This window comes from Ruegeria sp. P8 (assembly GCF_056534665.1).
Genome location: NZ_JBQERC010000008.1, coordinates 32554 through 58550, shown reverse-complemented (window position 1 = coordinate 58550; position 25997 = coordinate 32554). Strand labels below are relative to the sequence as shown.

27 protein-coding genes are annotated in these 25997 nt (G+C 57.7%); 12 read left to right on the top strand and 15 right to left on the bottom strand.

Annotated features, from left to right (window positions below; genetic code table 11):
• Positions 1 to 76 precede the first annotated feature (76 nt).
• Positions 77 to 1156 carry a coiled-coil domain-containing protein gene (locus ACR0BZ_RS11525; protein WP_267365200.1) on the bottom strand — a complete coding sequence of 360 codons (1080 nt, stop codon included), beginning with the start codon at positions 1154 to 1156 and terminating at the stop codon, positions 77 to 79.
• Between the two features lie 286 nt (positions 1157 to 1442).
• On the opposite strand from ACR0BZ_RS11525, the gene ACR0BZ_RS11520 reads away from it, so the two are divergent.
• Positions 1443 to 2918 carry an NAD-dependent succinate-semialdehyde dehydrogenase gene (locus ACR0BZ_RS11520; RefSeq protein ID WP_480920249.1) on the top strand — a complete coding sequence of 492 codons (1476 nt, stop codon included), beginning with the start codon at positions 1443 to 1445 and terminating at the stop codon, positions 2916 to 2918.
• Positions 2919 to 3087: 169 nt separating this feature from the next.
• Here ACR0BZ_RS11520 and ACR0BZ_RS11515 read toward each other — a convergent pair whose 3' ends face one another.
• From ACR0BZ_RS11515 to ACR0BZ_RS11485, 7 genes are all read right to left on the bottom strand, one after another.
• Positions 3088 to 4014, bottom strand: coding sequence for a DMT family transporter (locus ACR0BZ_RS11515; RefSeq protein ID WP_480920248.1), 927 nt, complete (start codon positions 4012 to 4014; stop codon positions 3088 to 3090).
• A gap of 170 nt (positions 4015 to 4184) precedes the next feature.
• Complete coding sequence (locus ACR0BZ_RS11510) at positions 4185 to 4652, bottom strand: Hsp20 family protein (RefSeq protein WP_209599221.1); 468 nt, start codon at positions 4650 to 4652, stop codon at positions 4185 to 4187.
• Between the two features lie 122 nt (positions 4653 to 4774).
• The gene (locus tag ACR0BZ_RS11505; RefSeq protein WP_480920247.1) at positions 4775 to 5590 is read right to left on the bottom strand and encodes a trypsin-like serine peptidase; all 816 of its coding nucleotides are present in this window, start codon (positions 5588 to 5590) and stop codon (positions 4775 to 4777) included.
• Positions 5587 to 6378, bottom strand: coding sequence for a trypsin-like serine peptidase (locus ACR0BZ_RS11500; protein WP_480920246.1), 792 nt, complete (start codon positions 6376 to 6378; stop codon positions 5587 to 5589). The genes ACR0BZ_RS11505 and ACR0BZ_RS11500 overlap by 4 nt, the downstream gene beginning before the upstream one ends.
• Before the next feature lie 120 nt (positions 6379 to 6498).
• Positions 6499 to 7812 carry a glycolate oxidase subunit GlcF gene (gene glcF / locus ACR0BZ_RS11495; protein WP_480920245.1) on the bottom strand — a complete coding sequence of 438 codons (1314 nt, stop codon included), beginning with the start codon at positions 7810 to 7812 and terminating at the stop codon, positions 6499 to 6501.
• Between the two features lie 4 nt (positions 7813 to 7816).
• The gene (locus tag ACR0BZ_RS11490) at positions 7817 to 8917 is read right to left on the bottom strand and encodes an FAD-binding protein (protein ID WP_480920244.1); all 1101 of its coding nucleotides are present in this window, start codon (positions 8915 to 8917) and stop codon (positions 7817 to 7819) included.
• A gap of 49 nt (positions 8918 to 8966) precedes the next feature.
• On the bottom strand, positions 8967 to 10406 hold the full coding sequence (locus tag ACR0BZ_RS11485) for an FAD-linked oxidase C-terminal domain-containing protein (protein WP_480920243.1): 1440 nt from the start codon (positions 10404 to 10406) through the stop codon (positions 8967 to 8969).
• Positions 10407 to 10486: 80 nt separating this feature from the next.
• Between ACR0BZ_RS11485 and ACR0BZ_RS11480 the strand changes: the two genes are divergently transcribed.
• Both ACR0BZ_RS11480 and ACR0BZ_RS11475 read left to right on the top strand, forming a co-directional pair.
• Positions 10487 to 11197, top strand: coding sequence for a DUF599 domain-containing protein (locus ACR0BZ_RS11480; protein WP_480920242.1), 711 nt, complete (start codon positions 10487 to 10489; stop codon positions 11195 to 11197).
• Positions 11198 to 11232: 35 nt separating this feature from the next.
• Entirely contained in the window at positions 11233 to 11580 is a 348-nt protein-coding gene (locus tag ACR0BZ_RS11475; protein ID WP_480623346.1) for a hypothetical protein, read from the top strand.
• A 3-nt stretch (positions 11581 to 11583) separates the two neighbouring features.
• Here ACR0BZ_RS11475 and ACR0BZ_RS11470 read toward each other — a convergent pair whose 3' ends face one another.
• From ACR0BZ_RS11470 to ACR0BZ_RS11455, 4 genes are all read right to left on the bottom strand, one after another.
• Complete coding sequence (locus tag ACR0BZ_RS11470) at positions 11584 to 12069, bottom strand: flavodoxin family protein (RefSeq protein ID WP_480920241.1); 486 nt, start codon at positions 12067 to 12069, stop codon at positions 11584 to 11586.
• 1 nt (position 12070) lies between these two features.
• Complete coding sequence (gene rlmH / locus ACR0BZ_RS11465) at positions 12071 to 12541, bottom strand: 23S rRNA (pseudouridine(1915)-N(3))-methyltransferase RlmH (protein WP_480488167.1); 471 nt, start codon at positions 12539 to 12541, stop codon at positions 12071 to 12073.
• 44 nt (positions 12542 to 12585) lie between these two features.
• Positions 12586 to 12945, bottom strand: coding sequence for a ribosome silencing factor (gene rsfS, locus ACR0BZ_RS11460; RefSeq protein ID WP_209599225.1), 360 nt, complete (start codon positions 12943 to 12945; stop codon positions 12586 to 12588).
• A 164-nt stretch (positions 12946 to 13109) separates the two neighbouring features.
• Positions 13110 to 14462, bottom strand: a complete 1353-nt coding sequence (locus tag ACR0BZ_RS11455) for a mechanosensitive ion channel family protein (RefSeq protein ID WP_480488168.1) — start codon at positions 14460 to 14462, stop codon at positions 13110 to 13112.
• Positions 14463 to 14578: 116 nt separating this feature from the next.
• On the opposite strand from ACR0BZ_RS11455, the gene ACR0BZ_RS11450 reads away from it, so the two are divergent.
• From ACR0BZ_RS11450 to ACR0BZ_RS11425, 6 genes are all read left to right on the top strand, one after another.
• Positions 14579 to 14674 (top strand): isopropylmalate isomerase, encoded by a 96-nt coding sequence (locus ACR0BZ_RS11450; RefSeq protein ID WP_245220657.1) that lies wholly within the window; start codon positions 14579 to 14581, stop codon positions 14672 to 14674.
• Between the two features lie 43 nt (positions 14675 to 14717).
• On the top strand, positions 14718 to 16121 hold the full coding sequence (gene leuC / locus ACR0BZ_RS11445) for a 3-isopropylmalate dehydratase large subunit (RefSeq protein WP_480920240.1): 1404 nt from the start codon (positions 14718 to 14720) through the stop codon (positions 16119 to 16121).
• A gap of 37 nt (positions 16122 to 16158) precedes the next feature.
• A complete protein-coding gene (locus ACR0BZ_RS11440) occupies positions 16159 to 16701 on the top strand; it encodes an HdeD family acid-resistance protein (RefSeq protein ID WP_480920239.1) in 543 nt (180 codons plus the stop codon).
• 41 nt (positions 16702 to 16742) lie between these two features.
• Positions 16743 to 17348: a 3-isopropylmalate dehydratase small subunit gene (gene leuD / locus ACR0BZ_RS11435; protein ID WP_480920238.1), complete on the top strand. Its 606-nt coding sequence runs from the start codon at positions 16743 to 16745 to the stop codon at positions 17346 to 17348.
• 333 nt (positions 17349 to 17681) lie between these two features.
• A complete protein-coding gene (locus ACR0BZ_RS11430) occupies positions 17682 to 18512 on the top strand; it encodes a hypothetical protein (RefSeq protein ID WP_480914375.1) in 831 nt (276 codons plus the stop codon).
• The gene (locus tag ACR0BZ_RS11425) at positions 18509 to 19537 is read left to right on the top strand and encodes an endonuclease/exonuclease/phosphatase family protein (RefSeq protein ID WP_480920237.1); all 1029 of its coding nucleotides are present in this window, start codon (positions 18509 to 18511) and stop codon (positions 19535 to 19537) included. The genes ACR0BZ_RS11430 and ACR0BZ_RS11425 overlap by 4 nt, the downstream gene beginning before the upstream one ends.
• Here ACR0BZ_RS11425 and ACR0BZ_RS11420 read toward each other — a convergent pair.
• Positions 19534 to 20436: a Rossmann-fold NAD(P)-binding domain-containing protein gene (locus ACR0BZ_RS11420; RefSeq protein ID WP_480920236.1), complete on the bottom strand. Its 903-nt coding sequence runs from the start codon at positions 20434 to 20436 to the stop codon at positions 19534 to 19536. The genes ACR0BZ_RS11425 and ACR0BZ_RS11420 overlap by 4 nt on opposite strands.
• An 84-nt stretch (positions 20437 to 20520) precedes the next feature.
• Between ACR0BZ_RS11420 and ACR0BZ_RS11415 the strand changes: the two genes are divergently transcribed.
• The gene (locus ACR0BZ_RS11415; RefSeq protein ID WP_480920235.1) at positions 20521 to 21414 is read left to right on the top strand and encodes a LysR family transcriptional regulator; all 894 of its coding nucleotides are present in this window, start codon (positions 20521 to 20523) and stop codon (positions 21412 to 21414) included.
• Positions 21415 to 21417: 3 nt separating this feature from the next.
• Here ACR0BZ_RS11415 and ACR0BZ_RS11410 read toward each other — a convergent pair whose 3' ends face one another.
• Complete coding sequence (locus tag ACR0BZ_RS11410) at positions 21418 to 21945, bottom strand: redoxin domain-containing protein (RefSeq protein WP_480920234.1); 528 nt, start codon at positions 21943 to 21945, stop codon at positions 21418 to 21420.
• A 91-nt stretch (positions 21946 to 22036) separates the two neighbouring features.
• Between ACR0BZ_RS11410 and leuB the strand changes: the two genes are divergently transcribed.
• On the top strand, positions 22037 to 23140 hold the full coding sequence (gene leuB / locus ACR0BZ_RS11405) for a 3-isopropylmalate dehydrogenase (RefSeq protein ID WP_480920233.1): 1104 nt from the start codon (positions 22037 to 22039) through the stop codon (positions 23138 to 23140).
• A gap of 59 nt (positions 23141 to 23199) precedes the next feature.
• On the opposite strand, the gene ACR0BZ_RS11400 is transcribed toward leuB, so the two are convergent.
• Positions 23200 to 25377, bottom strand: a complete 2178-nt coding sequence (locus tag ACR0BZ_RS11400) for a transglycosylase domain-containing protein (RefSeq protein WP_480920232.1) — start codon at positions 25375 to 25377, stop codon at positions 23200 to 23202.
• A 259-nt stretch (positions 25378 to 25636) separates the two neighbouring features.
• Here ACR0BZ_RS11400 and ACR0BZ_RS11395 point away from each other — a divergent pair, with 259 nt between their 5' ends.
• The gene (locus ACR0BZ_RS11395) at positions 25637 to 25975 is read left to right on the top strand and encodes a P-II family nitrogen regulator (protein WP_209507249.1); all 339 of its coding nucleotides are present in this window, start codon (positions 25637 to 25639) and stop codon (positions 25973 to 25975) included.
• The last annotated feature ends 22 nt before the right edge of the window (positions 25976 to 25997 follow it).

Here is a 25997-nt window from a genome sequence, read left to right as displayed (position 1 = left end):
ATTACACCCGTTTGTGCGGCATTGCTGAAACCGCCAAGGCAAAAGAAGAACTTCCGAGATTAGAGGTTGAACCACCTCATCCGCCATACAAATTCTTGTCATGCTTCTCGACAATCGAGGCAAACCGGCGGGCAAAGCGTTCATCCGCCTTGGCCTTTTTCTCCAGCACGTCGCGAGCAAAGACCATGTGGTCCTCGTGTGCCTCAAGCATGTCGGCCATCTTCTGGTTGGTCGCGGTGCCGATGGCGGCCATCGCCGTCTGCGCCTCTTGGTCCGTCTGCACACCGATCTCGTTGATGCGGTGGGCCACGTCCTGCTGCTGCGCGGTTTTCAGCGATTTGGTCAGGGCGTCATACAGCACCACGCGCTGCTGCGTGTCTGTCTGCAGCTTGTTGATCAGCACCATCTGCGTCGCCGCCTGGTTCTGCAGTGAATCGACCCAGGTCTTACCCTTTTCGATATAACGCTCCAGCGTCTGAGACTTGGCCAACTTGACCTGCTCTTCCTGAACCTTGGCGTTGTATTGCTTGTTCAGCTCGGCCAGCTGAGTTTCCAGCTGGGTGCGCGCGGCGGCGTCCTGTTCGACACTGATCTTGTTTTCCAGCGTGATAATCGCCGGGTCCATGCCCTGGATCTCGGCCCGCAGTGCTTCCAGTTCGGCCACGGTTGCCTCGCGATCGTCCAGCGTGCCTGTCAGGTTATCCTCGACCTTTACGCGTTGCTCTTCCAGCACAGTCAGCTGCCCTTGCAACAGCTTCACGATCACATCGGATTTGGCGATCAGGTCCTGCAATTTGTCGTCGATATTGGCCGTTCGCATCCGCTCTTGCCGGAGCGACTCGGATTTTCCCTTGGAAAAGATGCCGACAAACGACTCCCACCCGGTTTTCGAGCGCATCTCGTCGAAATCCTTGGAAAACGCGTTGGTAACATCGTCCAGACCCATGATCAGCTCGGCGATGTTGGCGTTCATCACCTCAGTATGGGCGTGAACATCCTCAAGCGTGGCATTTTCGATGTCGATATCGGCCTCGGCCGTTCCAATCTTGGCCCGCGCCGCTTCGATCCGCGAGGTCAGCCCCTCAATCTGCGACTGGCTTTCGCGCACTTTCGTTTGCGTTTCTTTGATAAGCGCTTCGAATTGCTGGTTCGACATCTCTGCTGTCCTTTTTTTCTTTAATTACCCAATAAGATAGGGAATGTTACGGTCATTTACATCCCCTTGAGTCCAAAAATCACGCAAACTCTGGCAAACTTGGGGTGGAAAGGAAAGCCACGTGATCGCAACCTGACGTAGAACTCAACGCTGCGACTATGCTGCAACGATTGGGTCTGAAAATAATTTGATCAAATCTGGGCTGATCGACCCGCATCGGTGGACATAGACAAAGCCCTCAACACCTGATTGGGTGCGGCAACTCAACTTCTGCGCGGAGAATGACATGCTGGACGCAACGACCGATCTGAAATCAATTCTGAAGAATCCTGACTTGCTTGTAACCAAAGCCTATATCGGTGGTCAGTGGGTGGACGGTGACAACGGAACTTTCGACGTGACCAACCCGGCCCGGGGCGATGTGGTGGCCAAAGTGGCCGATGTCAGCCGAGCGCAAGTCGCCGGAGCAATTGCACAGGCCGAAGCCGCGCAAAAGGAATGGGCCAAGTTGACCGGCAAGGAACGAGCGGTGATCCTGCGGCGCTGGTTCGACCTGATGATGGAGAACGCCGAAGATCTGGGCAAGATCCTGACCGCGGAGCAGGGCAAACCACTGGCTGAGGCCATCGGAGAAATCGGCTATGGTGCCTCCTTCATCGAATTTTTCGGGGAAGAGGCCAAGCGGGTGTATGGTGAGACGATCCCCGGGCATCAGCGCGACAAACGGATCATGGTGCTGAAACAGCCCATTGGTGTAGCGGCCTCGATCACACCCTGGAACTTTCCCAACGCCATGATCACTCGCAAGGCAGGACCTGCGCTGGCGGCGGGGTGTGCTTTTGTTGCCCGCCCGGCGGCAGAAACGCCACTGTCCGCGCTGGTTCTGGCGCGTCTGGCGGAACAAGCCGGCGTGCCAGCTGGTGTGTTCAACGTGGTGCCTTCATCTCAGGCCAGCGAGATCGGCAAGGAGTTCTGCGAAAACCCCGGTGTACGCAAGCTGACCTTTACCGGCTCGACCGAGGTGGGGCGCATCCTGCTGCGGCAAGCTGCTGATCAGGTCATGAAATGCTCGATGGAACTGGGCGGCAATGCACCCTTTATCGTGTTTGATGACGCGGATCTGGATGCTGCGGTCGAAGGCGCGATGCTGTGCAAATTCCGCAATAACGGCCAGACCTGTGTCTGTGCCAACCGCATCTATGTACAGGCCGGTGTTTACGACGCGTTCGCTGCCAAACTGAAAGCGGCGGTCGAAGCCCTGAAAATCGGCGACGGTCTGGCCGAGGGCACCACGACCGGTCCGCTAATCAATGCCGATGCGGTCGCCAAGGTGGAAGAGCATATCAAGGATGTCACGGACAAGGGCGGCGCCGTTCTGACCGGCGGCTTGCCTCACGATCTGGGCGGTACGTTCTTTCAGCCGACCATCGTGACCGGAGTGACTCAGGACATGATGGTGGCGCAGGATGAAACCTTTGGCCCGCTGGCACCGCTGTTCAAGTTCGAGAATGAAGATGACGTGATCGCAATGGCGAATGACACGATCTTTGGACTGGCCTCGTATTTCTATGCAAAGGACCTGAGCCGCGTCTACAAAGTGGCCGAAGCGCTGGAATATGGCATTGTCGGCGTGAACACCGGCATCATCTCGACTGAGCTGGGCCCGTTCGGCGGCGTCAAGCAATCCGGTCTGGGCCGCGAAGGCAGCCATCACGGCATGGAAGACTATCTTGAGATGAAATACGTCTGCATGTCGGTCTGATCTGGCGGCCATCGCCTTGGGGCGGTGGCCATTCTGCCCACAGGCGAGGCGTTGTTCCGGTCAAACGGGCCGGTGACGGCTGGGCAATGACCTTATTTCACCAAGCATGAATTCCCTGCGGGCAAGCTTCGCGGGGAGTTTTCGTATAGGGCCCGATCCGATCCCAAACTTAGGTCTTTTCGTCTTTCGCTATCACGGTCGTTACGGTGCGCGTCACCCGACTTCTGGTGATTGCAATCGCCCCTATGACCAAGGCACAGGCTATGGCTTGCGCAGTTGTGATCGCTTCTCCAAACGCGAAGAACCCGACTGCAAACATCGTGGGCAATTCAATGCTTCCGACAACCGCAGTTTGAGAAGCTCCGATCAGCGGCGAACAGATCGTGTAGACAAGCTGCGGCACAAGCGCCGTGACCAATCCAATTCCAATGATCAGAACCCAATCGGACTGACCGTCAGGAAGCAGCGTGGAAACGTCTGCATTCAGCATCAAAGGCAAAAGCCCTAGAACCGATCCCAGAGACACCGAAGCAATGCGTGCAAGTGGCGCAATTCGGGACAACCTGTGGACCAGAACAGAAATCCCGAAGCCAAAACCAAATGGCGCCGCCAGCGAGATTAAGAGCGTAGGAATGTGCTCGACCGGAACGGATGCTGGCGAGCCTGCTATGATGGCAGCCAGAATGATGAGGCCAGACGCAAGAAACGCGCGCCTTGTGGGAGTATCGGCGAACAAAGCCCACGCAATGATCAACGTGAAAACCGGATATGTCATATAGAGCACGCCCACCGTCGATGCGGGCAGTGTCTTTAGGGCTGTGACATATCCGATCCAGCCAAGCCCCATCACCACTCCGACCGCAAGACCCCAACAAATCTCGCGCCAGGCTTTTCGATGTACGACGAGAACTGGCAGTAACAAAACCGCCGGAACGATGTAGCGGTAGAATGCGACGGCGAAAGGTGCGACGCCCTGCTCGGTCAATCCCCTGCTGAAATAGGGAACAAGCCCGAAACAGACTGATGCGAAAAGTACGCCAACAACCGCAAGCGATTGGGGAATAGCCGGTCTGGTCTGCGTGGATGTCGTCGACATCTGCAAGTTCTAGCACAGGTTCACGACGAGTGTAGCCGAGTTTACCGGGCCGACGCTTTGATGTGCAAAGGCGCTTTCATCAAAGAACAACGCCCCGCGTCTGGAGGAACGCGGGGCGCGGGTGTTGCGGCAGCCCGGGAGGAGGAGACTGCCGCTAGGCTTTCAAAGCCTCAGTTCACGGCCTTGGCGTCAACCACATCTTTTTCGATGGCTTTGGCCGAGGTAATTTCGATCCGGCGCGGTTTCAGTGCCTCGGGCACTTCGCGCTTCAGGTCGATGTTCAGCATTCCGTTTTCATGGCTTGCGCCGGTGACACGGACATGATCGGCCAGCGCAAAGCGACGTTCGAACGCGCGGGTTGCGATGCCGCGATGCAAATAGCTGCGGCTCTTGTCCTCGGATGCCTTCTTACCGGCAACAACCAGCGAGTTTTCTTTCACTTCAACGGACAGGTCGCTTTCCGAAAAACCGGCAACGGCCACCGAGATACGGTAGGTGTCGACATCGGTTTTTTCGATGTTGTAAGGCGGATAGCTTGGCTGTGCCACATCATTGGTCAGAACGCGATCCATCATGTCGGCGATCTGGTCAAAGCCAATGGTGGCGCGGTGCAGCGGTGCAAAATCAAATGTACGCATGTGTCATATCCTCAGTCTTGAGCGATTCACGATCTGGCCCTCCGGCTGGACGGACCAATGTTGATAACGGACCCCGTTGTGGCGATCCGATATCAGTGACATGGGAAGCGATTTGACCGAGTTCAACCCCCGCCGGAGCTGATGAATTTCGCGCCAGACCCGGACGCACCGGACCCAGCCTGTAACCGGCGGATCGTAGCCGTTGGTTTTGGCGCATCGCGCCGCATGATGGACTTGAGCTCGGCCACGACCTCGTCAAGCTCCATGCCGAACCCCACCTTTCTGCGACCGTTCGTGCCAACCGCTGAAACCACGGACAAAACCTGCCAGCGCGATCCGTTTTTTGCCAGAATGGCGGATCCGGAAGACCCGAAAGTGACGTCGCAATCAAAAGTGATCAGGCCTTGCCTGCGATCCAAAACGCGGCACGACCTTTCCCGCGTGATCGCCTCGGATCGTCCGCGCCCATACGAGGCTATGCTGATCTCGTTTCCTGAAACTCGCCCGCTGTACAACACGAAAGGATCGGCAATCGAATACGGGATGGGCTCATTCAACCGCATCAGGGCGACATCCATCCGAACGCCTTCGTGCGAAAGCGGGTTATTTGACGCGTAGCCGGGCAAAACCGCAATCTGCGTGACCTGACGCTCGGCCAACGCGCTGCCGTTGCTCAGACCCGCACGAAACGTGATGTCTTCGGGCGCGTATGTTTCCCCGGTACGACGGTCCACAGCACAATGGGCAGCGGTCAGCACCATGTCCTGCGCAATCAGCGTACCTGTGCAATAGGACTCTTCGCGCACATCAAGCCGCCCGATTGCTTCCCAACCGTAAAGGTCGTCCCGGTCTGTCAGCTTGCGTTTGTTGGCTTGCGCATGGGATGCGGTCGCCAGAACACTCAGGCCCAAAAGCAGACTTAGAAAGACCTTGGTCATGGCCGGATAAACCTTGCACCGACGTTCTTGCCCGTCCCCGAACCGGAGGTCGACAATCCAAATCCGTGCCCGGCAGACAGCTCGTCTCGCAGCAATTGCAGCGAATGTTCAACCGCAGTTCCGATCGCAACGCTCTGGCCATCCATGCTGGCCTTTGCCGCCACAACCGACACGATCTGAGGGCGCGCGCCTGTAAAAGAAAAAACCGGTGCTCCTGAAGACCCGAAGTCGACGTCGCAAGACATGATCATAACGCCTGCCTGCCGGTTCATGACCGAACAAACCTGTTGCAACGAAGGCGCTTCTGACCGGTCATGTGCATATGACACCACGCCCACTTCCGCGCCCCGGCGCGGCTGATCTCCTGATTCAAACGGAATGACCGATGTGTTGCGGATCGGCTGCCAAAGCTCGATTAGGGCAACATCCGCGCCGACACGGTCCGTCGACGACTCAGCACTGAATTGATAATCCGGGTGAATTACAGCTTGTCTTGCCGTTCGATAAGCCAAAGCGCGGCCCAGCCGCCACCCGGCCAGAAATTCGATATCGGACGGGTTCACCCGCTGCCCGGACACCTTGTCGAACAGGCAGTGCGCCGCTGTCAGCACAAGGGTCGGCGACACAAGCGTTCCGGTGCAGAACCCTTTTCCTGCAATATCCAGACGCCCGACAGCCATCCATTCGCGCCCGGAATCCGAGGTCTCCAGGCTTTCCAGCCTGGTGTCCTGTGCTGTAGCCGCCATCGGCAAAGCACAAAGCACAATCGCCTTAATCCAGTTGCGCACTCGGGTCTCCGGAGACTCACTCTGAAGCTTTTGTCCTACGTGCCCCGTTGGGCAAAAATAGGGCGATCGGTGTACAGGGGTATTTCCTCAGGAAATGATGCGGGTCGGCATCAGGGCGGCTCATCGCAATATGGGAACAGCGCCCTCTGCCCGTTGCAAGGCGGGTGGCTTTGGCCCCCCTGTCGCCCAATCCAGCAGCTCGACCGTATGAACGACTGGCACTTGGGTCCCAGACCCAATCTGCATCATGCAACCGATATTGCCTGCTGCGATGATATCAGGTTTCTTGACCTCAAGTGTCCTGATTTTACGCTGCTTCAACTGACCCGAGATTTCCGGCTGCATCAGGTTGTAAGTCCCTGCGCTACCGCAGCACAAATGGCTGTCGGCAGGCTCGACCACTTTGAACCCGGCACGTTTCAGAAGGTCTTTGGGATAGGTCTTGATCTTCTGCCCATGCTGCAGCGAACAGGCTGCGTGATACGCAACTGTAAGGTCCTGATCACGCCGTTCGGGTAGACTCAGCTTCATAACCAGCTCACTGATATCCATCGCGATACCCGAGACCCGCGCAGCATCGACCGAGAGCGCGTCGTTCCGGAACATATGCCCGTAATCCTTGACCGTCGTCCCACAGCCTGAGGTATTGATCACGATGGCGTCCAATCCGCCGCCGTCCATCTCGCGAATCCAGGCCCTGATATTGGCGATTGCGGCTGCGTGGCTGTCTTTCACCTTGCCCATGTGATGGGTCAGCGCTCCACAACATCCTGCACCCTCAGCCACCACAACCTCACATCCCAGCCGGGTCAGCAGACGGATCGTGGCGTCATTAATGTCAGTATTCAGCGCTTTCTGTGCGCAGCCCGTCATCAGCGCCACCCGCATTTTCCGCTCGCCTTCGGGCGCAAAGCTTTGAGGGTCATCGTTACGGCTGACCGGCGGAATGTTCTTGGGCGCCATGTCCAGCATGGCACGCAACCGGGCATCTGGCATGAGAAACCAGAACGGGCGACCCAGTTTCGCCCCGATTAGAGCCCAGCGAAAGCGCATCGGATAGGGCAGGATCTGCGCCAGAACCCAACGCAAAATACGATCCGCCAAAGGGCGTTTGTAATTCGCCTCGATATATTCACGCGCGTGATCGACCAGATGCATATAGTGCACACCTGATGGGCAAGTGGTCATGCAAGCCAGGCAGGACAGGCACCGATCGATATGTTTGACCGTCTTTTCATCGGGCTGCCGCTCGTTTTCGAGCATATCCTTGATCAGATAGATGCGCCCGCGCGGACTGTCCAACTCGTCGCCAAGAACCTGATAGGTCGGACAAGTCGCCGTGCAGAATCCGCAATGGACGCAATTGCGCAGAATTTCGTTCGCGCGCTTGGTTGCCGGGTCTTGCAGCTGCCGTTCTGAGAATGATGTCTGCATAAACCTATCCCATCAGCCCCGGATTAAACAATTCACGTGGGTCAAATTTCGCGCGCAACCCCTTTGTCAGGGTCGAGACGGCCGCGTTCTCCGGTTGAAAACGCCCCAGTCGCTCGACTGTTTCTGCATCCGCTCGTACAACTGTCGCGTGGCCAGAAAACACACCTAGACGCGCGCGCAGATCCGTGCCCTTCGGGACGCGCAGCCAGACAAGTCCACCGCCCCAGTCAAACAGCAACTGATCCGCTTCAGCACGCGCAGAAACTTCGGCCGCATCTCCGGGTTTTACGGAAAGCCGCCAGACATCCCCGTCCTGCCCCTGAAACGGATGAGCATCGCGGATACCAGCCCAAAGCGTGTCTGCACCTGCTTCCTCTGTAATCTCACCAAACCTAGACAGTTCAGCCGTCAATCTGCCTGTGCGATATGCGACCGAGCCCGCGAAACCTTCGACCCTAAGCAGGGCTTTTCCAGCGTCAGGATCATACGCAGCCCCCGTTACCTCGAACGGAGATCTCAGTGCGGTGGACAGAACCCGAACCGCAGTGCCAGCATCCCGAACCCCAACAGATAATGTTGCCACCCGTTCTGGTTTTGGACGCACCTTCAGCGAAACTTCGGTCAAAACTCCTAAAGTACCCCAGGACCCGCCCATCAATTTGACCAGATCGTACCCGGTGACGTTCTTCATCACGCGGCCACCGTTCTTGATCACCTGCCCGCGCCCATCGACATAGCGTACCCCCAGCAGAAAATCCCGGCAGGCCCCGGCTTGTATCCGTCGCGGGCCCGAAATATTGGCCGCGACGACGCCGCCAATGGTCGGTTCACCCTGAGTCCCCAGCAATCCGCGATGATCCATCGGCTCAAACGCGAGGTGCTGACCCTCTGCTTCCAGCGTCGCCGTGATCTCGGCCAAGGGCGTCCCTGCCCGTGCAACAAGGGTCAGCGCCCCGGGTTCATATAGCGTAATACCGCGCAAAGCTCCGGTTTCGATTTCCGTATACGGGCTGGCAATTCCACGCGTCCCGCCTCCGACAATGCGTACAGGTTTTTCTAACCCGACCACCAGCTTTGCCAGATCGGCCTCAGTCTCAGGTCTCATTGGCTTCATCTTTTCCAAAATACTCCGGGGGCAAGGGGGCAGCGCCCCCTTATTCTGCAGCCATACGCCGCGGCTCCGACACGTCGAGCGGAAACACTTTGGCCGCGTTCAGCAGCCATTTGGGATCGAAAACGTCCTTAACCGCCATCTGCGCCTCAAGGTCGGCAGGTGAATATTGATGAGACATCAGATCCCGCTTTTCGATCCCCACACCATGTTCCCCAGTCAGACAGCCGCCCTCGTCAACACACAGCTTCAGAATCTCTGCCCCAAAAGCTTCGCATTTTTCCAGATCGCCGGGTTTGTTGGCATCGAACAGGATCAGCGGATGCATATTTCCGTCGCCTGCGTGGAACACATTTCCGACCGGCAACCCAAACTCTTCACTCAGTTCTCCGATGCGGCGCAGAACGGTTGGTAGGGCTGACACCGGGATCGTCCCATCCAGACACATATAATCGTTCAATTGTCCCATGGCACCGAATGCAGATTTCCGACCCAACCAGATCTTGGCGCTTTCCTCGGTCGACTGGCTTTCGCGCAATTCAACGGGGTCATGGCGTTTTGCTATCTCGATGATTTTCGAAAGCTGATAATCGATTTCAGCGTCAGACCCCTCCACTTCGACGATCAGCAGCGCGTTGCAATCGGGATACCCGGCATGGGCAAAGTTTTCGCAGGCCCTGATGCACAATGTATCCATGAACTCGATCGCGACCGGCAATATGCCCGATTGGATGATGTCCGAGACACACTGCCCCGCAACCTCATTGTCATTAAAACCCATCAGGACCGGTCGTGCGCCCTCGGGCTTGCGAAGAATACGCAGCGTGGCCTCGGTCACCACACCCAGTTGACCTTCGGACCCACATATGACGCCCAACAGGTCCAGACTTGGTGCATCCAGATGCGCACCACCGATTTCGACAACGCTGCCGTCCATCATGACCATGGTCACGCCCAACAGGTTGTTTGTTGTTACCCCATATTTGAGGCAATGCGCTCCGCCCGAGTTCATCGCGATATTGCCAGCAATGGCACAGGCCAGCTGTGAAGACGGATCGGGGGCGTAGAAGAAATCCTCTTCCTCGACCGCACCGGTAACGCTTAGATTGGTGCGACCCGTCTGTACTTTGATGAAGCGGTTGTCATAGTCGATTTCCAACACCTCATTCATCCGTGCGACGCCCAGAATGACGCAATCCGCGGTCGGCAAGGCTCCACCGGCCAGTGAAGTGCCCGCGCCGCGCGGCACCACAGGCACGTTTTCGTCATGACAAATGCGCAGAACATCCGAAACCTGCTGTGTGCTTGACGGCAGCACGGCCAGCATTGGCGGGCATTTATAGGCCGTCAAAGCGTCACACTCGTAAGCGCGGGTTTCGGAGGGGTCATGGATGATCGCATCTTCGGGCAGAACCCGCGACAGCCGCGCAACAAGCGCAGATTTCCGGCTCAGAACATCCGGGCTTGGCTTTGGCATCTCCATGGCATTCCTCCTTTTGGTAAAATTATATTACCAATTTATCGCACTGGCAAGTTCCCATGCCCGGCCTTACTGTCGCGGCCATGACCTGGATCGAACGTGCCGCTCTTTTTGCCCCTCTAGACCACGCATCATTGCTTTTGCTGCTGGTTGCGTGGCTGTGGATCGGGTGGAAAATCGAACATCCATCACCGCAGAGGCAATCCGTAGCCCTTATGATGGACGATTACCGGCGCGACTGGATGCGCGAGATGGTGACCCGCCAACCGCGCATGTTCGACGCGCAAGTCGTGGCGGCCATGCGGCAGGGCAGTACATTCTTCGCGTCGACCACGATGATTGCCATCGGGGGCGGGCTGGCCTTGCTGGGCAACACCGAAAGGCTGGCAGGCGTCGCAATCGACCTCGCCATCGGCAGTGTCCCGGCAATGGTCTGGGAGATCAAAATCCTTTTCGTCGTATTGCTGCTGGCCAACGCATTTCTGAAATATGTCTGGGCGCACCGCCTTTTCGGATATTGCGCCGTGTTGATGGCTGCAGTTCCCAATGACCCCGAAGACCCGCAAACCTATCCCCGCGTCGGTCAGGCGGCTGAGATCTGTGTCACCGCCGCGCGCAGCTTCAACCGTGGTCTGCGCGCCACTTATTTTGCACTGGCGTCGTTGGCATGGTTTCTTGGACCTGTCGCGCTCATTTTGGGTACAGCGGTCACGTTTGGCGTCTTGTATCGGCGCGAGTTCGCCTCACACTCCCGGGAAATACTCATGGCCCGAGCCGCCAGCACGGATACGTGATACCGATGCGCTATTCCACTGGTTACACTGGTGCGATGCGATACTTGATTCTCTGCGCCTTACTGGCCAGCCCTGCCCTTGCCGACCCGCCAACAATCGAACAGGTCCGCACCAGTGCAAACGGTGATACATGGCGGTTCGATGTGACGATCCGGCATCCCGATACGGGTTGGGATCATTACGCCGACGGCTGGCGTGTTCTGGATATGGATGGAAACGAGTTGGGAATGCGCGTCCTGCTCCATCCTCACGAAACCGAACAACCCTTTACCCGCTCTCTGGGCGGGGTGGTCATTCCCGATGGCATGACACAGGTGCAAATTCAGGCACGGTGCATCGTCGATGGATGGAATGAAGGCACCACAGTGGTCAAACTGGATTGACCCTCAGAAAATACCCATGGCCAGACCCGCACCCAAAGCGGCTCCTGTCTCGCGGCATTGATCCAGTTGGTCTTGCGGGATTGTCTTTTCGGCCAAAATGGCCTCGGGCGTTTGCGCATGAGTACAGATGATCAGCGGAGGCTGAACAGCTTTCAATCGCCAACCGGTGGCTATCCGTGCGATCTGACGGGCGGCATTCTCGCCATCCGATCCTGCGCAAATCATCTGCGCATAGGGTCGGCCTTCCAGTTTTCCCAGCACCGGGTAGTAGCAGCGGTCGAAGAATTCCTTCATCAGACCCGAAATTGCCGCCAGGTTTTCTGGCGCGCAAAAGATGTAGCCATCGGCAGCCAGCAGATCTTCCGGCCCGGCTTGATTGGCTGGAATAAGCTTTGTGTCAGCCTCACCTCGCGCTGCTTCGGCCGCCGCTTCGGCCATCTGCCGGGCACCGCCTGTGCGGGAGTGATAAACGATCAGAAGCTGCGCCATGTCAGACCCGGTGGTAGGGGCCACCTGACAGAATGGTCGCGGCCCGGTAAAGTTGCTCGGCCAGCATCACACGGACCAGCATATGGGGCCAGACCATTGACCCGAATGAAACGGAAAAATCCGCCTCGGCCCGCAGAACTGGGTCGATTCCATCCGCGCCACCGATAACAAATGCCAGGTCCTGCCGGCCCGCGTCGCGCCAATCACCCAGCTTCTTCGCGAAATCGGGCGAGGACATGACCCGCCCCCGTTCATCCAGCGTGCACAACACTGCCCCTTTGGGTAGGGCCTTGCGCAGCAGCGCGGCCTCGGCTGCCATGCCTGCGTTTTTCTTGTCTTCAACCTCGATCACCTGCGCAGGCCCAAGGCCCAGCGCACGGCCGGTCCGGTCAAAACGGGTCAGGTAATCGTCAAGCAGTGTCTTCTCGGGTCCGGCGCGCAATCGCCCGACCGCAACTATGCTGATACGCATATCTCTCTCGCCTCCGGCCTGTTAATGCAGGCCGGGATGGCGCCTCAGTTCGCCGAGGCGCTGCCGCCCTGAGGCAGCCACATCTTTTCCAGCTGATAGAATTCACGCACTTCGGGGCGGAAGATATGGACGATGACGTCGCCCGTATCGATCAGCACCCAGTCGCCGGTGTCCTTGCCTTCGACCTTCGAGGTGAAACCGAATTCCTGCTTGATGCGATCCGTCAGCTTTTCCGCCATGGCCGAAACCTGACGGGTCGACCGACCCGAGGCAATCACCATGTGATCCGCAACCGATGATTTGCCCTGCAGGTTGATCTGCACGACGTCTTCGGCCTTGTCATCGGAAAGTGAGGAAAGGATTCGTTCAAGCAGCTTGTCGCTGATTGACTGAGAGTGGGCCATTATGTTGACCCCATCATCGGCGGGCAAACCCGCCTGTGTATGTAGAGACAGGACATAGTCCTCCTTTGCTGCGCGCCGTGAAACCCCGGCGCCGGGGTACTAATAAGGTAGCAAGGGGAATGCAACATTTCAATGAATGCACGCTGCAGGGCGCACACAGGCGCTTACTCTGTAATGATCTGTTGCGCAGTTGCGCCGTCTGGCAGCAACCGGATTTCGCGCTGCGGGAAGGGGATCGAGATACCTTCTTCCTTGAATGCGTCCCAAAGCGCCAGATAGACATTGCCCCGGATATTGGTCAGCCCCTTTGTCGGGTCGCTGATCCAGAACCTCAGCACATAGTCCACGCTGCTGTCACCAAACCCGGTGATGTGGCAAACCGGTTCATGTTTGCCGCCGCTCAGGACCCGGGCAACCGCCTTCACCGCCCTGATTGCGGTTGCGCGCACTTTATGCGGATCGTCGTCATAGCTGGTACCAAAATCCAGATCCAATCTCACGAACCGGTCGGAATGCGACCAGTTCACCACCTGGTTGGTAATCAGATCTTCGTTTGGTATCAGGTACTCGCGCCCGTCCCGCGTTACGACAGACACGTATCGCGCGCCAAGCGCATTGATCCAACCGAACGTATCCCCCAACGAGATCACATCGCCCGGCTTGATCGAGCGGTCCATCAGGATGATGATCCCCGATATCAGGTTCGACACCACTTTTTGCAAACCGAACCCGATACCCACGCCGATGGCGCCAGACAAAAGCGCGATGCCGGTCAGATCGAACCCCAACGTTCGGATCGCAGCTATAAAGACTGCCCCGTAAAGCAGAACCTGTATGCCTTTTGACAGCAGCACCTGCATGGACGGGGTTATGTCGTCATTGCTTTGCAATGCGCGTTCGGCTGCGCGCGTGCCGATACGGGCCAGTGTCAGCAGGATGCCAATCAGCAAAGTTGCCTTGAGAATCCCAAGAGCCGAAATATGCAGGTCCCCAATGGAAATCGCGACACCATCAAGAAAACCCGCGACATCATCCGTCAGATTCAGCGCGACAAGCGTTGCGTAGATCCACATTGCCCATTTGAATATCCTGCGAAGCGTGCGGTTTTGGACCAGTCTCGCGACCAGTGCTATCGCCAGCCACGCCGCCGCCAACGTAGCTATCACCCCTATGATATAGCTGCGCGACGGCCAGGTGAGCTGCTGCATGGTCAGATACAATGCCCACGAAAGCAGAATGAAGTAGACCAGCGCCAACCGCCGCATCAGCTGCACCAGAACCCGCAGCCGCCATTTCGGCCATCCCGTGCGTGAACGAGCCCAGGCATCCCATCTAGACTGGGTCAGGAATTTCAGCAGCAAAGCCAGCGCCCACAGCAACAGGATGATGAGCAATTGGTATTGTCGCCAGCCCGGCGTGACGATCAGATCAAGCAGCCTCTCGAATTGCGCGGAAAAAGCCGCAACCATGTTGTTATAGAGGTCGGTCAGCGTACTTGGGATCAGGTCTTGGTTCATGCACGTCTCCTGCGGGGCCAGCTTGGACAGCAATGCAGGGCGATGCAAGCCTGACACTGGTTTTGAACCTTGATTGCCGGAAGGGCGCGGTATATCTGATCCGCATGAGACTCAATGTGGCCCAACTTCAGAATCTGGAAGATCGCGCGCGCTTGCGTGAACGGTTCTTTGGCGCTGCCCGCACGGTTCTGGCGCGCCTATCCGTCGCCTGAGCCAACTCGCCAGCTATTTCTCATTACATACGGGAGAGGACCGATGTCCCCCAAGACACTCTATGACAAGATCTGGGATGCCCATGTCGCGCACGAAGCCGATGATGGAACCTGCCTGCTTTATATCGACCGCCATTTGGTGCACGAAGTCACCAGCCCGCAGGCATTTGAAGGGCTGCGCATGGCAGGCCGTAAAGTGCGCGCGCCGGAAAAAACCATCGCTGTACCGGACCACAACGTGCCGACCACACCGGACCGCGTGAATGGGATCGAAAACCCGGAATCACGCATTCAGGTCGAGGCGCTGGACAAGAACGCCAAGGATTTCGGCATTCACTACTACCCGGTAAATGACGTGCGCCAGGGCATTGTCCACATCGTTGGCCCGGAACAGGGTTGGACCCTGCCGGGTATGACCGTTGTCTGCGGCGACAGCCACACAGCGACCCACGGTGCATTCGGCGCGCTGGCCCACGGCATCGGTACGTCCGAGGTTGAGCATGTTCTGGCCACGCAAACGCTGATCCAGAAGAAGTCCAAGAACATGAAGGTGGAAATCACCGGCAAGTTGCAACCGGGCGTGACCGCCAAGGACATTACTCTGGCTGTGATCGGTGAGACCGGCACCGCTGGCGGTACCGGCTATGTCATCGAGTATTGCGGCGAAGCAATCCGTGATCTGTCAATGGAAGGTCGCATGACCGTCTGCAACATGGCGATTGAAGGCGGGGCTCGTGCCGGTCTGATCGCGCCGGATGAAACAACGTTCGAATATGTCAAAGGCCGCCCGCACGCGCCGAAAGGCGCGCAGTGGGAAGCGGCTCTGACATGGTGGAAAACGCTCTTTACTGATAAAGGCGCGCATTTCGACAAGGTCATCACCCTGCGCGGCGAAGACATCGCGCCGGTCGTGACCTGGGGCACCAGCCCCGAGGACGTTCTGCCGATCACCGCAACCGTCCCGAACCCCGAAGATTTCGAAGGTGGCAAAGTCGACGCGGCCCGCCGCTCCATCGAATACATGGGGCTGAAAGCCGGCCAGAAGCTGAGCGAAGTTGAGATCGACACCGTCTTTATCGGTTCGTGCACCAACGGCCGGATCGAGGACCTGCGGGCCGCCGCCGAGATTCTGAAAGGCAAAAAGATCAAGGATGGCATACGCGCCATGGTCGTTCCGGGCTCGGGTCTGGTCCGCGCACAGGCCGAAGAAGAAGGTCTGGCGGATATCTTCAAAGAAGCCGGTTTCGAATGGCGTCTGGCAGGATGTTCGATGTGTCTGGCGATGAATCCCGACCAGTTGCAACCGGGTGAACGCTGCGCCGCGACTTCGAACCGCAACTTCGAAGGCCGTCAGGGCCGGGGTGGGCGCACCCACCTGCTAAGCCCGGCAATGGCCGCCGCAGCGGCAATTACAGGACGGCTGACAGACGTTCGTGAAATGATGTAAGCTGCCCTCATAACTGGATATTTGAGGGATTGAAGACATGAGTGACTGGACAAAATGGCTATTGCTTGGACTTCTGTCCATCGTGTTCGGCATCTTTGTGCTGGGCGCACCGGTCGTGGCATCAATTACCGTGACGGTGGTCACAGGTGTATTGCTGCTGATTTCGGGCGCATTGCAGGTTGTCGGCGGCTTCACCGTCGAGGGGGCCGGCAACAAGATACTGTCACTTATCATGGGTGTCGTGATGCTGTTTCTGGGCTGGTCCTTTCTGGATCACCCACTGCAAGGAACGCTGACACTGGCGACCGTCTGCCTGATCCTGTTCATGGCTGGCGGCATTGCCCGCGTGATCCTGTCGTTCCAGATGCGCGGAACACAGTATTTCTGGGCGACGCTGGTCTCGGGCATCATGTCGATTGTTCTGGCGATCCTGATCTGGCGCTTTGCCGCGATGGATCCTTCGGTGCTGCTGCAATTGCTGGGCATCCTGCTGGGGATCGAGATGATCTTTAACGGGCTCGGCCTTGTCTTCATGGCGTTCTTCGTCAAGGACGCACCAAAAGAAACGAAACAAGCTTAACGCGGGGTCTGGGCGCGGCCCTCTCCCGCAGGAGTGTGAACATGGATAAGTTTGAAAAAGTCCACGGGGTGGCCGCCCCAATGCCGCTGATCAATATCGACACCGATATGATCATCCCGAAAGTGCACCTGAAAACAATCAAACGGTCCGGCCTGGGTGTCGTTCTGTTCGACGAGATGCGCTATCACGATAACGGTCAGGAGAATGAAGAATTCATCCTGAACAAGCCTGCCTATCGCGAGGCCGAGATTCTGGTTGCAGGCGACAACTTCGGCTGTGGGTCCTCACGCGAACACGCGCCCTGGGCGATCAAGGATTTCGGCATCAAGGTCGTGATCTCGACCAGTTTTGCCGACATCTTCTTCAACAACTGTTTCAAGAACGGCATTCTGCCGATCGTTGTCGGGGCAGAACACCACGCGATCCTGATGGATGATGCGCACAAAGGCGAAAACGCCCGCATGACCGTACATCTGGAAGACCAGCAGATCACCACATCGGACGGCGTCGTGATCGATTTCGAAATCGATCCTCACCGCAAGCACTGCCTGCTGAATGGTCTGGATGATATCGGGCTAACGATGGAAAAAGATCATCACATCGACAAGTTCGAGGATCACGCCAGTCAGGCCCGTCCCTGGGTGTGATTCTGGGGACGAATCTGTGGATACTCAACCTGACGGGGTCGCCAAGGCGGCCCCGCTCGCATTCTTGGGGTTGATTTTTCGCAAACCACAACATGTGGGTATCAATTTGAGATACACGTCGGATTTGCGTCGAAAATGATGCAATACCGCACCAGTTGCGCCATCTTTTTGCCCGAAATCCCGTGTTTTCTGCACCTCGGCTTGAGCAAAATGCCGCTTATCGTTCATGTTGGCGCTAAAGAGGCATCCGTCAACGTCAGACGAAGCGACGGGCACAAGTTGGAAACAAGTCGACAAAGATCGGCTGATCCGGTTTGAAAAAGGGTTCGGATAGTGATTGCGCGCACAACAGGGGCGGCGATACGCGGTATACTTGTTGCACTTTTGGTGCTGACACCTGCGTTGTACCTGCCTGTCTCATCTACGAACGGGACCGAGATACTGGTCTTTCTCGCGATCCTCGCGTTTATCCTGACCTTTGCCGAATACAATTCCGCCTTTCCCAGCTTTATCGAATTCCGCGACGCGCCCCCGGTCAATCGCCTTCGGTTTGTCGGCCTGATGTCGATGGTCACCTTTCTGACGCTGATCTGCAAAAACGCTTTTGAACCAACGCAGTTGACCACGTTCTCTTATTCGGTTGGTTTGGCTGTCGCAAATGTGGTGGACTTCCCCTATTCTCCGGTGCGCCTCATCGTGTTGATGTTGCCCCCGGATGCCGGCCACGCCCTGATCGAACTGGTTCGCATCACGGCCAGCGTGGCTTATGTCGCGGCTTTGGCCACGATTGTCAGCTTTGCCTATGCGGTCAGGGTTCGGGGATGGCCAACCGGAAATGGCGCCTTCAATGTGTGGACAAACCTGCCGCTGTTTGACCCGACCAAAGGGGGCGATGTCGTTACGCGCCTTCAAAGGGATGGCCGACTTAACATCTGTATCGGCATTCTGCTGCCATTCCTCATTCCGGCGATCATCAAGTTGATGAGCAGTGTGATCGCCCCGATCTCTCTCGGGAACCCACAGACGTTGATCTGGACCATGAGCGCATGGGCCTTCCTGCCCGCCAGCATGATCATGCGCGGCATGGCGACCCTTAGGATCGCGGGCTTGATCATGGAAAAACGCCGCGCTTATTCGACCAGCGAGTCAACACAGGCCGCATGATCCGCACCCTATGTCTGCTATTGCTGCCCTTTGCGGCACAGGCAGAGGTCGTGCGTATCGCCACCTATAATACCGAGCTCAGCGAAAAAGGTCCTGGCCTACTGCTTCGCGACATTCAACGCGATGACGCGCAGGTTCTGGCCGTTGTCGACGTTATCGCGTCGGCGCGCCCTGACATAATCGCCCTTCAGGGTATCGACTGGGACCTGAACAATACCGCTGTAATCGCCCTGACCAGGAAACTGCGCAACGCGGGGCTTGATTACGGATATTACCTTGCCACACAACCCAATGCCGGGCTGGAAACCTCGCTTGATCTGGACGGTGATGGCAAGACCCAAGGCCCCGGCGACGCCCAAGGCTGGGGGCAATTCACAGGTCAAGGTGGGCTGGCGGTGTTGTCGCGATATGAAATCATCACCGCTGAGGTTCAGGATTATTCCGAGCTGTTGTGGCGGAGTTTACCGGGCGCTACCCTGCCCGGCGTAAACGGGCACCCCTTCCCGTCTGACGCGGCACATCAGATACAACGCCTGTCTTCGACCGCGCATTGGGTTGTACCGATCAAAACCCCTTATGGGCGGCTCAATCTCATGACCTTTCATGCCGCGCCACCCGTTTTCGATGGGCCCGAGGATCGAAACGGATTGCGCAACCAGGATGAGATCCGGCTCTGGTCCGTTTTACTGAACGGTGAACTGGGGCCAGTTCCCGAAGGTCCCTTCGTAATCGCCGGCGATGCCAACCTTGACCCAACGCGTGGAGAGGGCCGTAAACAGGCCATTCAGTCCCTTCTGGCCCATCCGCGTTTGCAAGACCCGCTGCCGAAAGACCCGTCAGGTTCGACCTCAACGGTCGTGTGGAAGGCCACGGGTGAAATGCGCGTGGATTATGTGCTGCCGTCGGCCGACCTGCGCATTTCGGATGCCGGTATAACGTGGCCGGAAGAAGGCACCAAGCTGTACGAATCCGCCCTGCGCGCCAGCAGGCACCGATTGGTCTGGATTGACGTCACCCTGCCTTAAGGCGTGACCGACTCTCCGTTCGCATAGGGTAAAGCCACAAGGCTGGGTGAGATCGCAGAACGCAATGCATCATCCAGATCTGTCTGATACACGGAACCCAGCAACTCGGTCAGGTACGATCCGTCCAACTGATGTGGCACCTGCCACAGGTACCGCATTTCAATCAGGTGTGAGGACATGCGCCAGAATGGTCGCGCCAGCTGCAATGGCCACCATTGCATAGGCTTCACGGATATGTCCCGCCCGGTCACTCTCGTCAGAGACTGCGCGATCTCAGCTCCGGTCAGGGTGTAGCCAGCAAAAGGAACATCGCAGAACCGCGGCAGATCCTTTCGGATTTCACATAGCGCTACGGCAGCTTGGGCCAGATCAGGCAGATAGGCCCAGGCGTGCAGAGCTTCTGGATCTCCGGGATACACGAATTGATTGCGCGACAGATGCTTGATCATGACCTGATCGAACCAGTTTCCAGATGCCTCAGTGTCAATGAAATCACCCGCACGCAGAAGGATCGTTCTGACGGTTGAAGCGCGATACGCCTCCTCCATTTCAATCCGGATACGGCCAAGCGGATTGGTGGCCAAGTGCGGTGTAAGGCCGGACCATGGGCCTTGCGTGTCCGCTCCAAAAACGTAGACGTTTCCGGGAACCAGTACGGTGGCTCCGGTCTCGGATGCGGCGTCTATCACGCGTCTGGTCAGGTCGGGCATTTCACGCGACCAATCAGGATAGAGCGGGTTCCACCCATTTACGATGACATCCACCCCTTTTGCCGCCTGGGAAAGTGAATCGGACCCGCGACGGAATGTCTGCACGGTCCAACCCGCATTCCGAAACGCTTTTGCAGCATTACGCCCAAACCGGCCCGACGCGCCGAGTATCAGAGCAGTTTGTGTCATTGATGCCTCCTGTTTCAGACCAATCTATCCATTCAATGCACGTATGGAATTGCCGGGAAATGTAGAATGTGTATTCAATTATGAATGGATAAAGCACTGACACATGCGGATTGGTCTCTGATCCAAAGCTTTCTGGCCGTGGCCGAAACAGGATCCCTGTCTGCCGCTGCTCGGCACCTTGATCGCAGCCAACCCACATTGGGGCGGCAAGTACAAAGCCTTGAGACCGAACTGGGCGTATCCTTGTTCGACCGGCACGCGCGTGGCCTGAAACTGAGCGTGGCAGGTTCCCAACTCTTGCCAATGGCGCAGCAAATGCACAGCGCCATGACTGCCTTCAGCCTTGCCGCCGCAGGGCAGTCGCAACAGCTTGAAGGCTCGGTCCGCATCACCGCTTCGGTCTTCGCGTCGCATCATCTGCTGCCTCCGATTCTGGCGAATATCCGAAGGCAGGAACCCGCCATTCAACTTGAGCTGGTCGCCACCGACACCACGGAAAACCTGTTGTACCGCGAGGCAGATATTGCCGTTCGCATGTATCGCCCCGCGCAAATGGATATCATTTCGCGTTATCTGGGTGAGGTGCCGTTATGCTTCTGCGCGGCCAGGTCCTATCTCGACCGTAAGGGACGCCCCAAGACACCCGAGGAACTTTTTTCCCACGACCTTGTGGGGTTTGACGCCAATCAGGAAATCATCAAGGCCATGCGCGAAAAAGGATGGCCGGCAAGCCGCAACAGTTTTGCGACCCGCTGCGATCTGCAAAGCGCCTATTGGGAACTGGTCCGCGCGGGATGCGGCATTGGCTTCAGTCAGGTCCAGATGGCCGAAGCCGACCCGGATGTCGAAATCTTGCCGCTGGATGTTGAAATCCCGGTTCTGCCCGTGTGGTTGGCTGCGCCGCAGGCCATGCGCCAGACCCCACGTATCCGCAGGGTCTGGGATTTGCTGGCAGAAGGGCTCAAGGCCAGCCTCTGAGGATCAAAGAGGACCCGTATACGTTCCGCGCACCGGGTAGTTATTGCCCAAAGTGAACTTCAGACCACCCGCGATATCCGACATCGACGGACGTCCAAAAGGCGTGGTCTGCTGCCACCCAAAATAAAGCGTCCGGTCAGGTGCGATGTAAAAATGTCCGGGTTCCGCAAACAGGTCTGGTTCGGCACTGCCTTCGCGCCTGGTCGAGATGTTCAGCCCCCAACCCTCCCGTGCCTCAGACAGGGGCAGGCTGTGGCCTACACGCAGGCGGGAAACATTGGCTTTTGCGGCGGTTTCAGCGGCACGTTCGGCGGTATCGGTGGTGATCATGATAACCTCGACACCCAGCGCCGCGAAATCGTCCAGCGCCGCCTCGGCCTCGGTCATCTGCCTGATGCAGATCGGGCAATGCAGCCCGCGATATTGAATAACCAGCGTCCCGTTTTCGCCCTTGTCCGCCTCAAGATCGAACCTGCCATGGGCAACAGTTTCGATTTTCAGCGCAGGAACCGGATTTCCAGGTGTCAGCATGTGTTTTCCTTCTGTTTTGGCAGGTTCGTCTCATTGACCCGATGCAACGCAGACGCTAGGCCCTGTGCAACAAAACGCAAGGAGACCCTTCATGTCCAACCCTTCGCTCCTTATCCTGCCCGGAGACGGAATTGGCCCGGAAGTCATGGCCGAAGTGCGCAGAATCATCAATTGGTTCGGCGCCAATCGCGGTCTTCAATTTGACGTGAGCGAGGATCTGGTCGGCGGTGCCGCCTATGATGCCCACGGCAAGCCTCTGTCCGATGAGACGATGGCCAAGGCGCAAGAGGTCGACGCGGTTCTATTGGGCGCTGTCGGCGGCCCAAAATACGACGATCTGGATTTCAGCCTGAAGCCCGAGCGCGGCCTGCTGCGCCTGCGCAAGGAAATGGACTTGTATTCGAACTTGCGCCCGGCCCAGTGCTTTGACGCGCTGGCTGATTTCTCGTCGCTGAAGAAAGACATCGTTGCGGGTCTGGATATCATGATCGTGCGCGAACTGACCTCGGGCGTTTATTTCGGTGAACCACGCGGTATCTTCGAGGAAGGCAATGAACGCGTCGGCATCAACACCCAGCGTTACACCGAATCCGAGATTGAACGCGCCGCGCGTTCGGCCTTTGAACTGGCGATGCGCCGGAACAAAAAGCTGTGCTCGATGGAAAAAGCCAACGTGATGGAATCGGGCATTCTGTGGCGCGAAGTGGTCAACCGCGTTTCCGCTGACTACCCCGAAGTTGAGCTGAGCCATATGTACGCCGACAACGGTGCCATGCAGCTGGTGCGTGCGCCGAAACAGTTCGACGTGATCCTGACCGACAACCTGTTCGGTGACATCCTGTCCGACTGCGCCGCGATGCTGACCGGCTCTCTGGGCATGCTGCCGTCGGCGTCGCTGGGCGCGCCGATGGCCAATGGACGCCCCAAAGCAATGTACGAGCCCGTACACGGGTCTGCCCCCGATATCGCGGGTCAGGGCAAAGCCAACCCGATCGCCTGCATCCTCAGCTTTGCGATGGCTCTGCGCTACAGCTTTGATCAGGGCGAGGAAGCGGATCGGCTGGAAGCTGCGATCGAGAAGGTTCTGGCCGACGGCGTTCGCACCGGCGACCTGCTTGCGGATGAGGGCGTTCAGCCCGTCTCGACCAGCGAAATGGGCGACGCCATTCTGGCGGCCCTCGACGAAAGCCTCTGATCCGACCCAAATTCAATTGCAAAGGCGGTGCCCGGCGCACCGCCTTTTTTTTTGGCCGGTCAATTCCCGAAGATGTTGTTCAGCAGGTTGTTGATCGCCCGATCCAACCCGGTTTGTTTCTTACGCCGTTGTTGCTGCGGCTGCGCCGTTTGCACCGGAGGTTCCGGCGCCATCATCGGCAACGGGGTGGGCGTCATCCCCTCGGTCACGCGCAGCATGGTTTCTTTCCAGATCTCGGCCGGTAAGCCACCACCGGTCACGCCGGACAAGGGCGTGTTGTCATCATACCCCATCCAGACCCCGGTCACATAATCCGCCGTGAACCCGATGAACCACGCGTCGCGCGCGGCCTGGGTCGTTCCGGTCTTGCCCGCCACCTGCCAGCCGGGCAACTTGGCCCGTCCACCTGTGCCCTCGGACACCACACGTTCCATCATCCAGGTCAACTGTTTGGCTGCCGTCTCATTAACGACCCTCTCACCAATACCTGTCGTCGTGACCATGACAGGTGCTTCATCCCCCAGCAGCTTCAGCTCGGTCAGGCCATAAGGTTCAACGGCAGAGCCGCCGTTCAGAATACCTGCATAAGCCCCCGTCATCTCAATCAGCGTGCTTTCCGACGCACCCAGCGCCAAGGCCGGACCTTGCGCCAGATCGCTGGCAATCCCAAAGCCACTGGCCACGGTGCGGACGTTATCCAAGCCCGAAATCTCGGCAACTTTCACCGCCGGAATGTTCAGCGAGTTCTTCAACGCATCCGCCAGTGACACGCGCCCGTAATACTTGTTGGTATAGTTCTTGGGGCACCATTGACCGGACCCGGGAATGTCCACGCAGTAAGGTTCATCCATTACCGTATCCAGCGGGGAATAGCCGAGTTCCAGCGCGGTAGCGTAGACAAAAGGTTTGAAGGACGAACCAGTTTGGCGCTTGGCGATGGTGGCCCGGTTAAACACCCCGGCAACCCGTGTTTCTCGGCCGCCGACCATCGCCCTTACCGCGCCGTCCGCGGACATGACCACGATGGCCGCCTGCGCCTTGGAGCCTTCGCGCACCTTTTCCTGAAAGATGAATTGCAAAGCCTCTTCCGCCGATCGCTGAATCCGCTGATCCAAAGTCGTCTGAATCACAACATCTTCGGTTGTGTTGTCGCCAAAATAACTGGGAAGTTCCGAAACAACCCAATCTGCGAAATAGCCTCCTGCTCGGGCAGCTGCAGCTTCAGACAGTTGCGCCGGGCGCGTACGCGCTTCGCTGGCTTGTGCGGCGGTCAGATATCCCTGATCCTCCATCAGACCGATCACCAGCCGCGCCCGATCCTGAGACCGTTGCAGGTTGTTGGTCGGTGCATAGCGTGTAGGCGCAACCAGCAGACCAGCCAGCATCGCGGCCTCTGCGGGCGAAACCTCGGCGGCAGATTTTCCAAAGTAGCGCTGGCTTGCGGCTTCGAACCCACGCGCGCCTGCGCCAAGAAAAGCGCGGTTCAGGTAGATCGTCAGGACCTCGTCCTTGGAGTATTTCACCTCCATTGCCAGCGCATAGACAGCCTCCTTGGCCTTGCGCCACAAGGAACCCTGACGGCAGTCGGCCTCATACGCGGCCTCGGAATCCCAATCGCTGGGATCATAGGGAACACCCAGACACAGCAGTTTCGCGGTCTGTTGCGTGATCGTCGATCCGCCATGCCCGGACAAAGGCCCGCGGCCTTCTTTCAGGTTGATGCTGACCGCGCTGGCGACACCACGCGGGCTGACCCCGAAATGCCGGTAAAATCGTTTGTCTTCGGTCGCGACAACCGCGTTTTTCAGATGCGGAGACACGGTATCGGCCGTGATCACGCCACCAAACTGATCACCACGCCAGGCAAAGACCTTGCCGTCACGATCCAGCAAGGTCACGGACCCCCGCGCACGCCCATCCAGCAAGGCATCCACATCCGGCAAGGTTGCGTAAACGATACCCACCGCCAGCGCGAGCAGCATGGCCGAAACCGCACCGACACGCCAGGTCAAGCCCCAGATCAGCCGCCAGATCCATCGGAACAAGCGACGAAAGATACCCCCGCCTTTGCCCCCTGATGACTTGCGGGTTTTCCTGCGTGTGGTTTTGCGCGTGGCCGTTTTGCGCGCCGTCGATTTCTTGCCCGCCGCGCTTTTGGTCGCCGCCGGTTTTCGGCCCTTTGAAGGGTACCGTCTATCCGCGACCAATGTCGGCTTGCGGCGCTTGGACTCAGTCATGCTCAAACTCTGCCCGGTTATACTTTTTGGTCACCATACCTCGACAACCGCAGTATGTAGAGGTCCGAATTTCCGGAATTTCCCCTCTCTATAGTGCTCAATTATTAGTCGCAACGACTGTGTTGTGCAAAAATTGTGCAACTTCGCATTATTTTCCGACAGGTTTTGGCCCCGAAAGCGTTTCTTACTGCGCCGCGGCGCGCTTTTTTTCTGCAGGTGCAAACAAGCCGGTCCCACCGGACAATCAGAGGGGAAAGACGTGAAACTGATCATTGCGACAATCAAGCCGTTCAAGCTGGAGGAGGTGCGCGAAGCACTGACCGAGGCTGGCGTGCGCGGCATGATGGTAACCGAGATCAAGGGCTTCGGCTCGCAGTCCGGTCACACCGAAATCTATCGTGGTGCCGAATATGCGGTGAACTTCGTGCCCAAGATCAAGCTTGAGATCGTGGTGCCTGCGACAATGGCCGACCAGATCGTCGAGACCATCACCAAAACCGCCAAAACCGGCAAGATCGGTGACGGCAAGATTTTTGTCCTCGATGTCGAACAGGCGATGCGTGTGCGTACCGGGGAAACCAACGAGGACGCGCTGTAAGTGCGCCCACTCACAATCATTC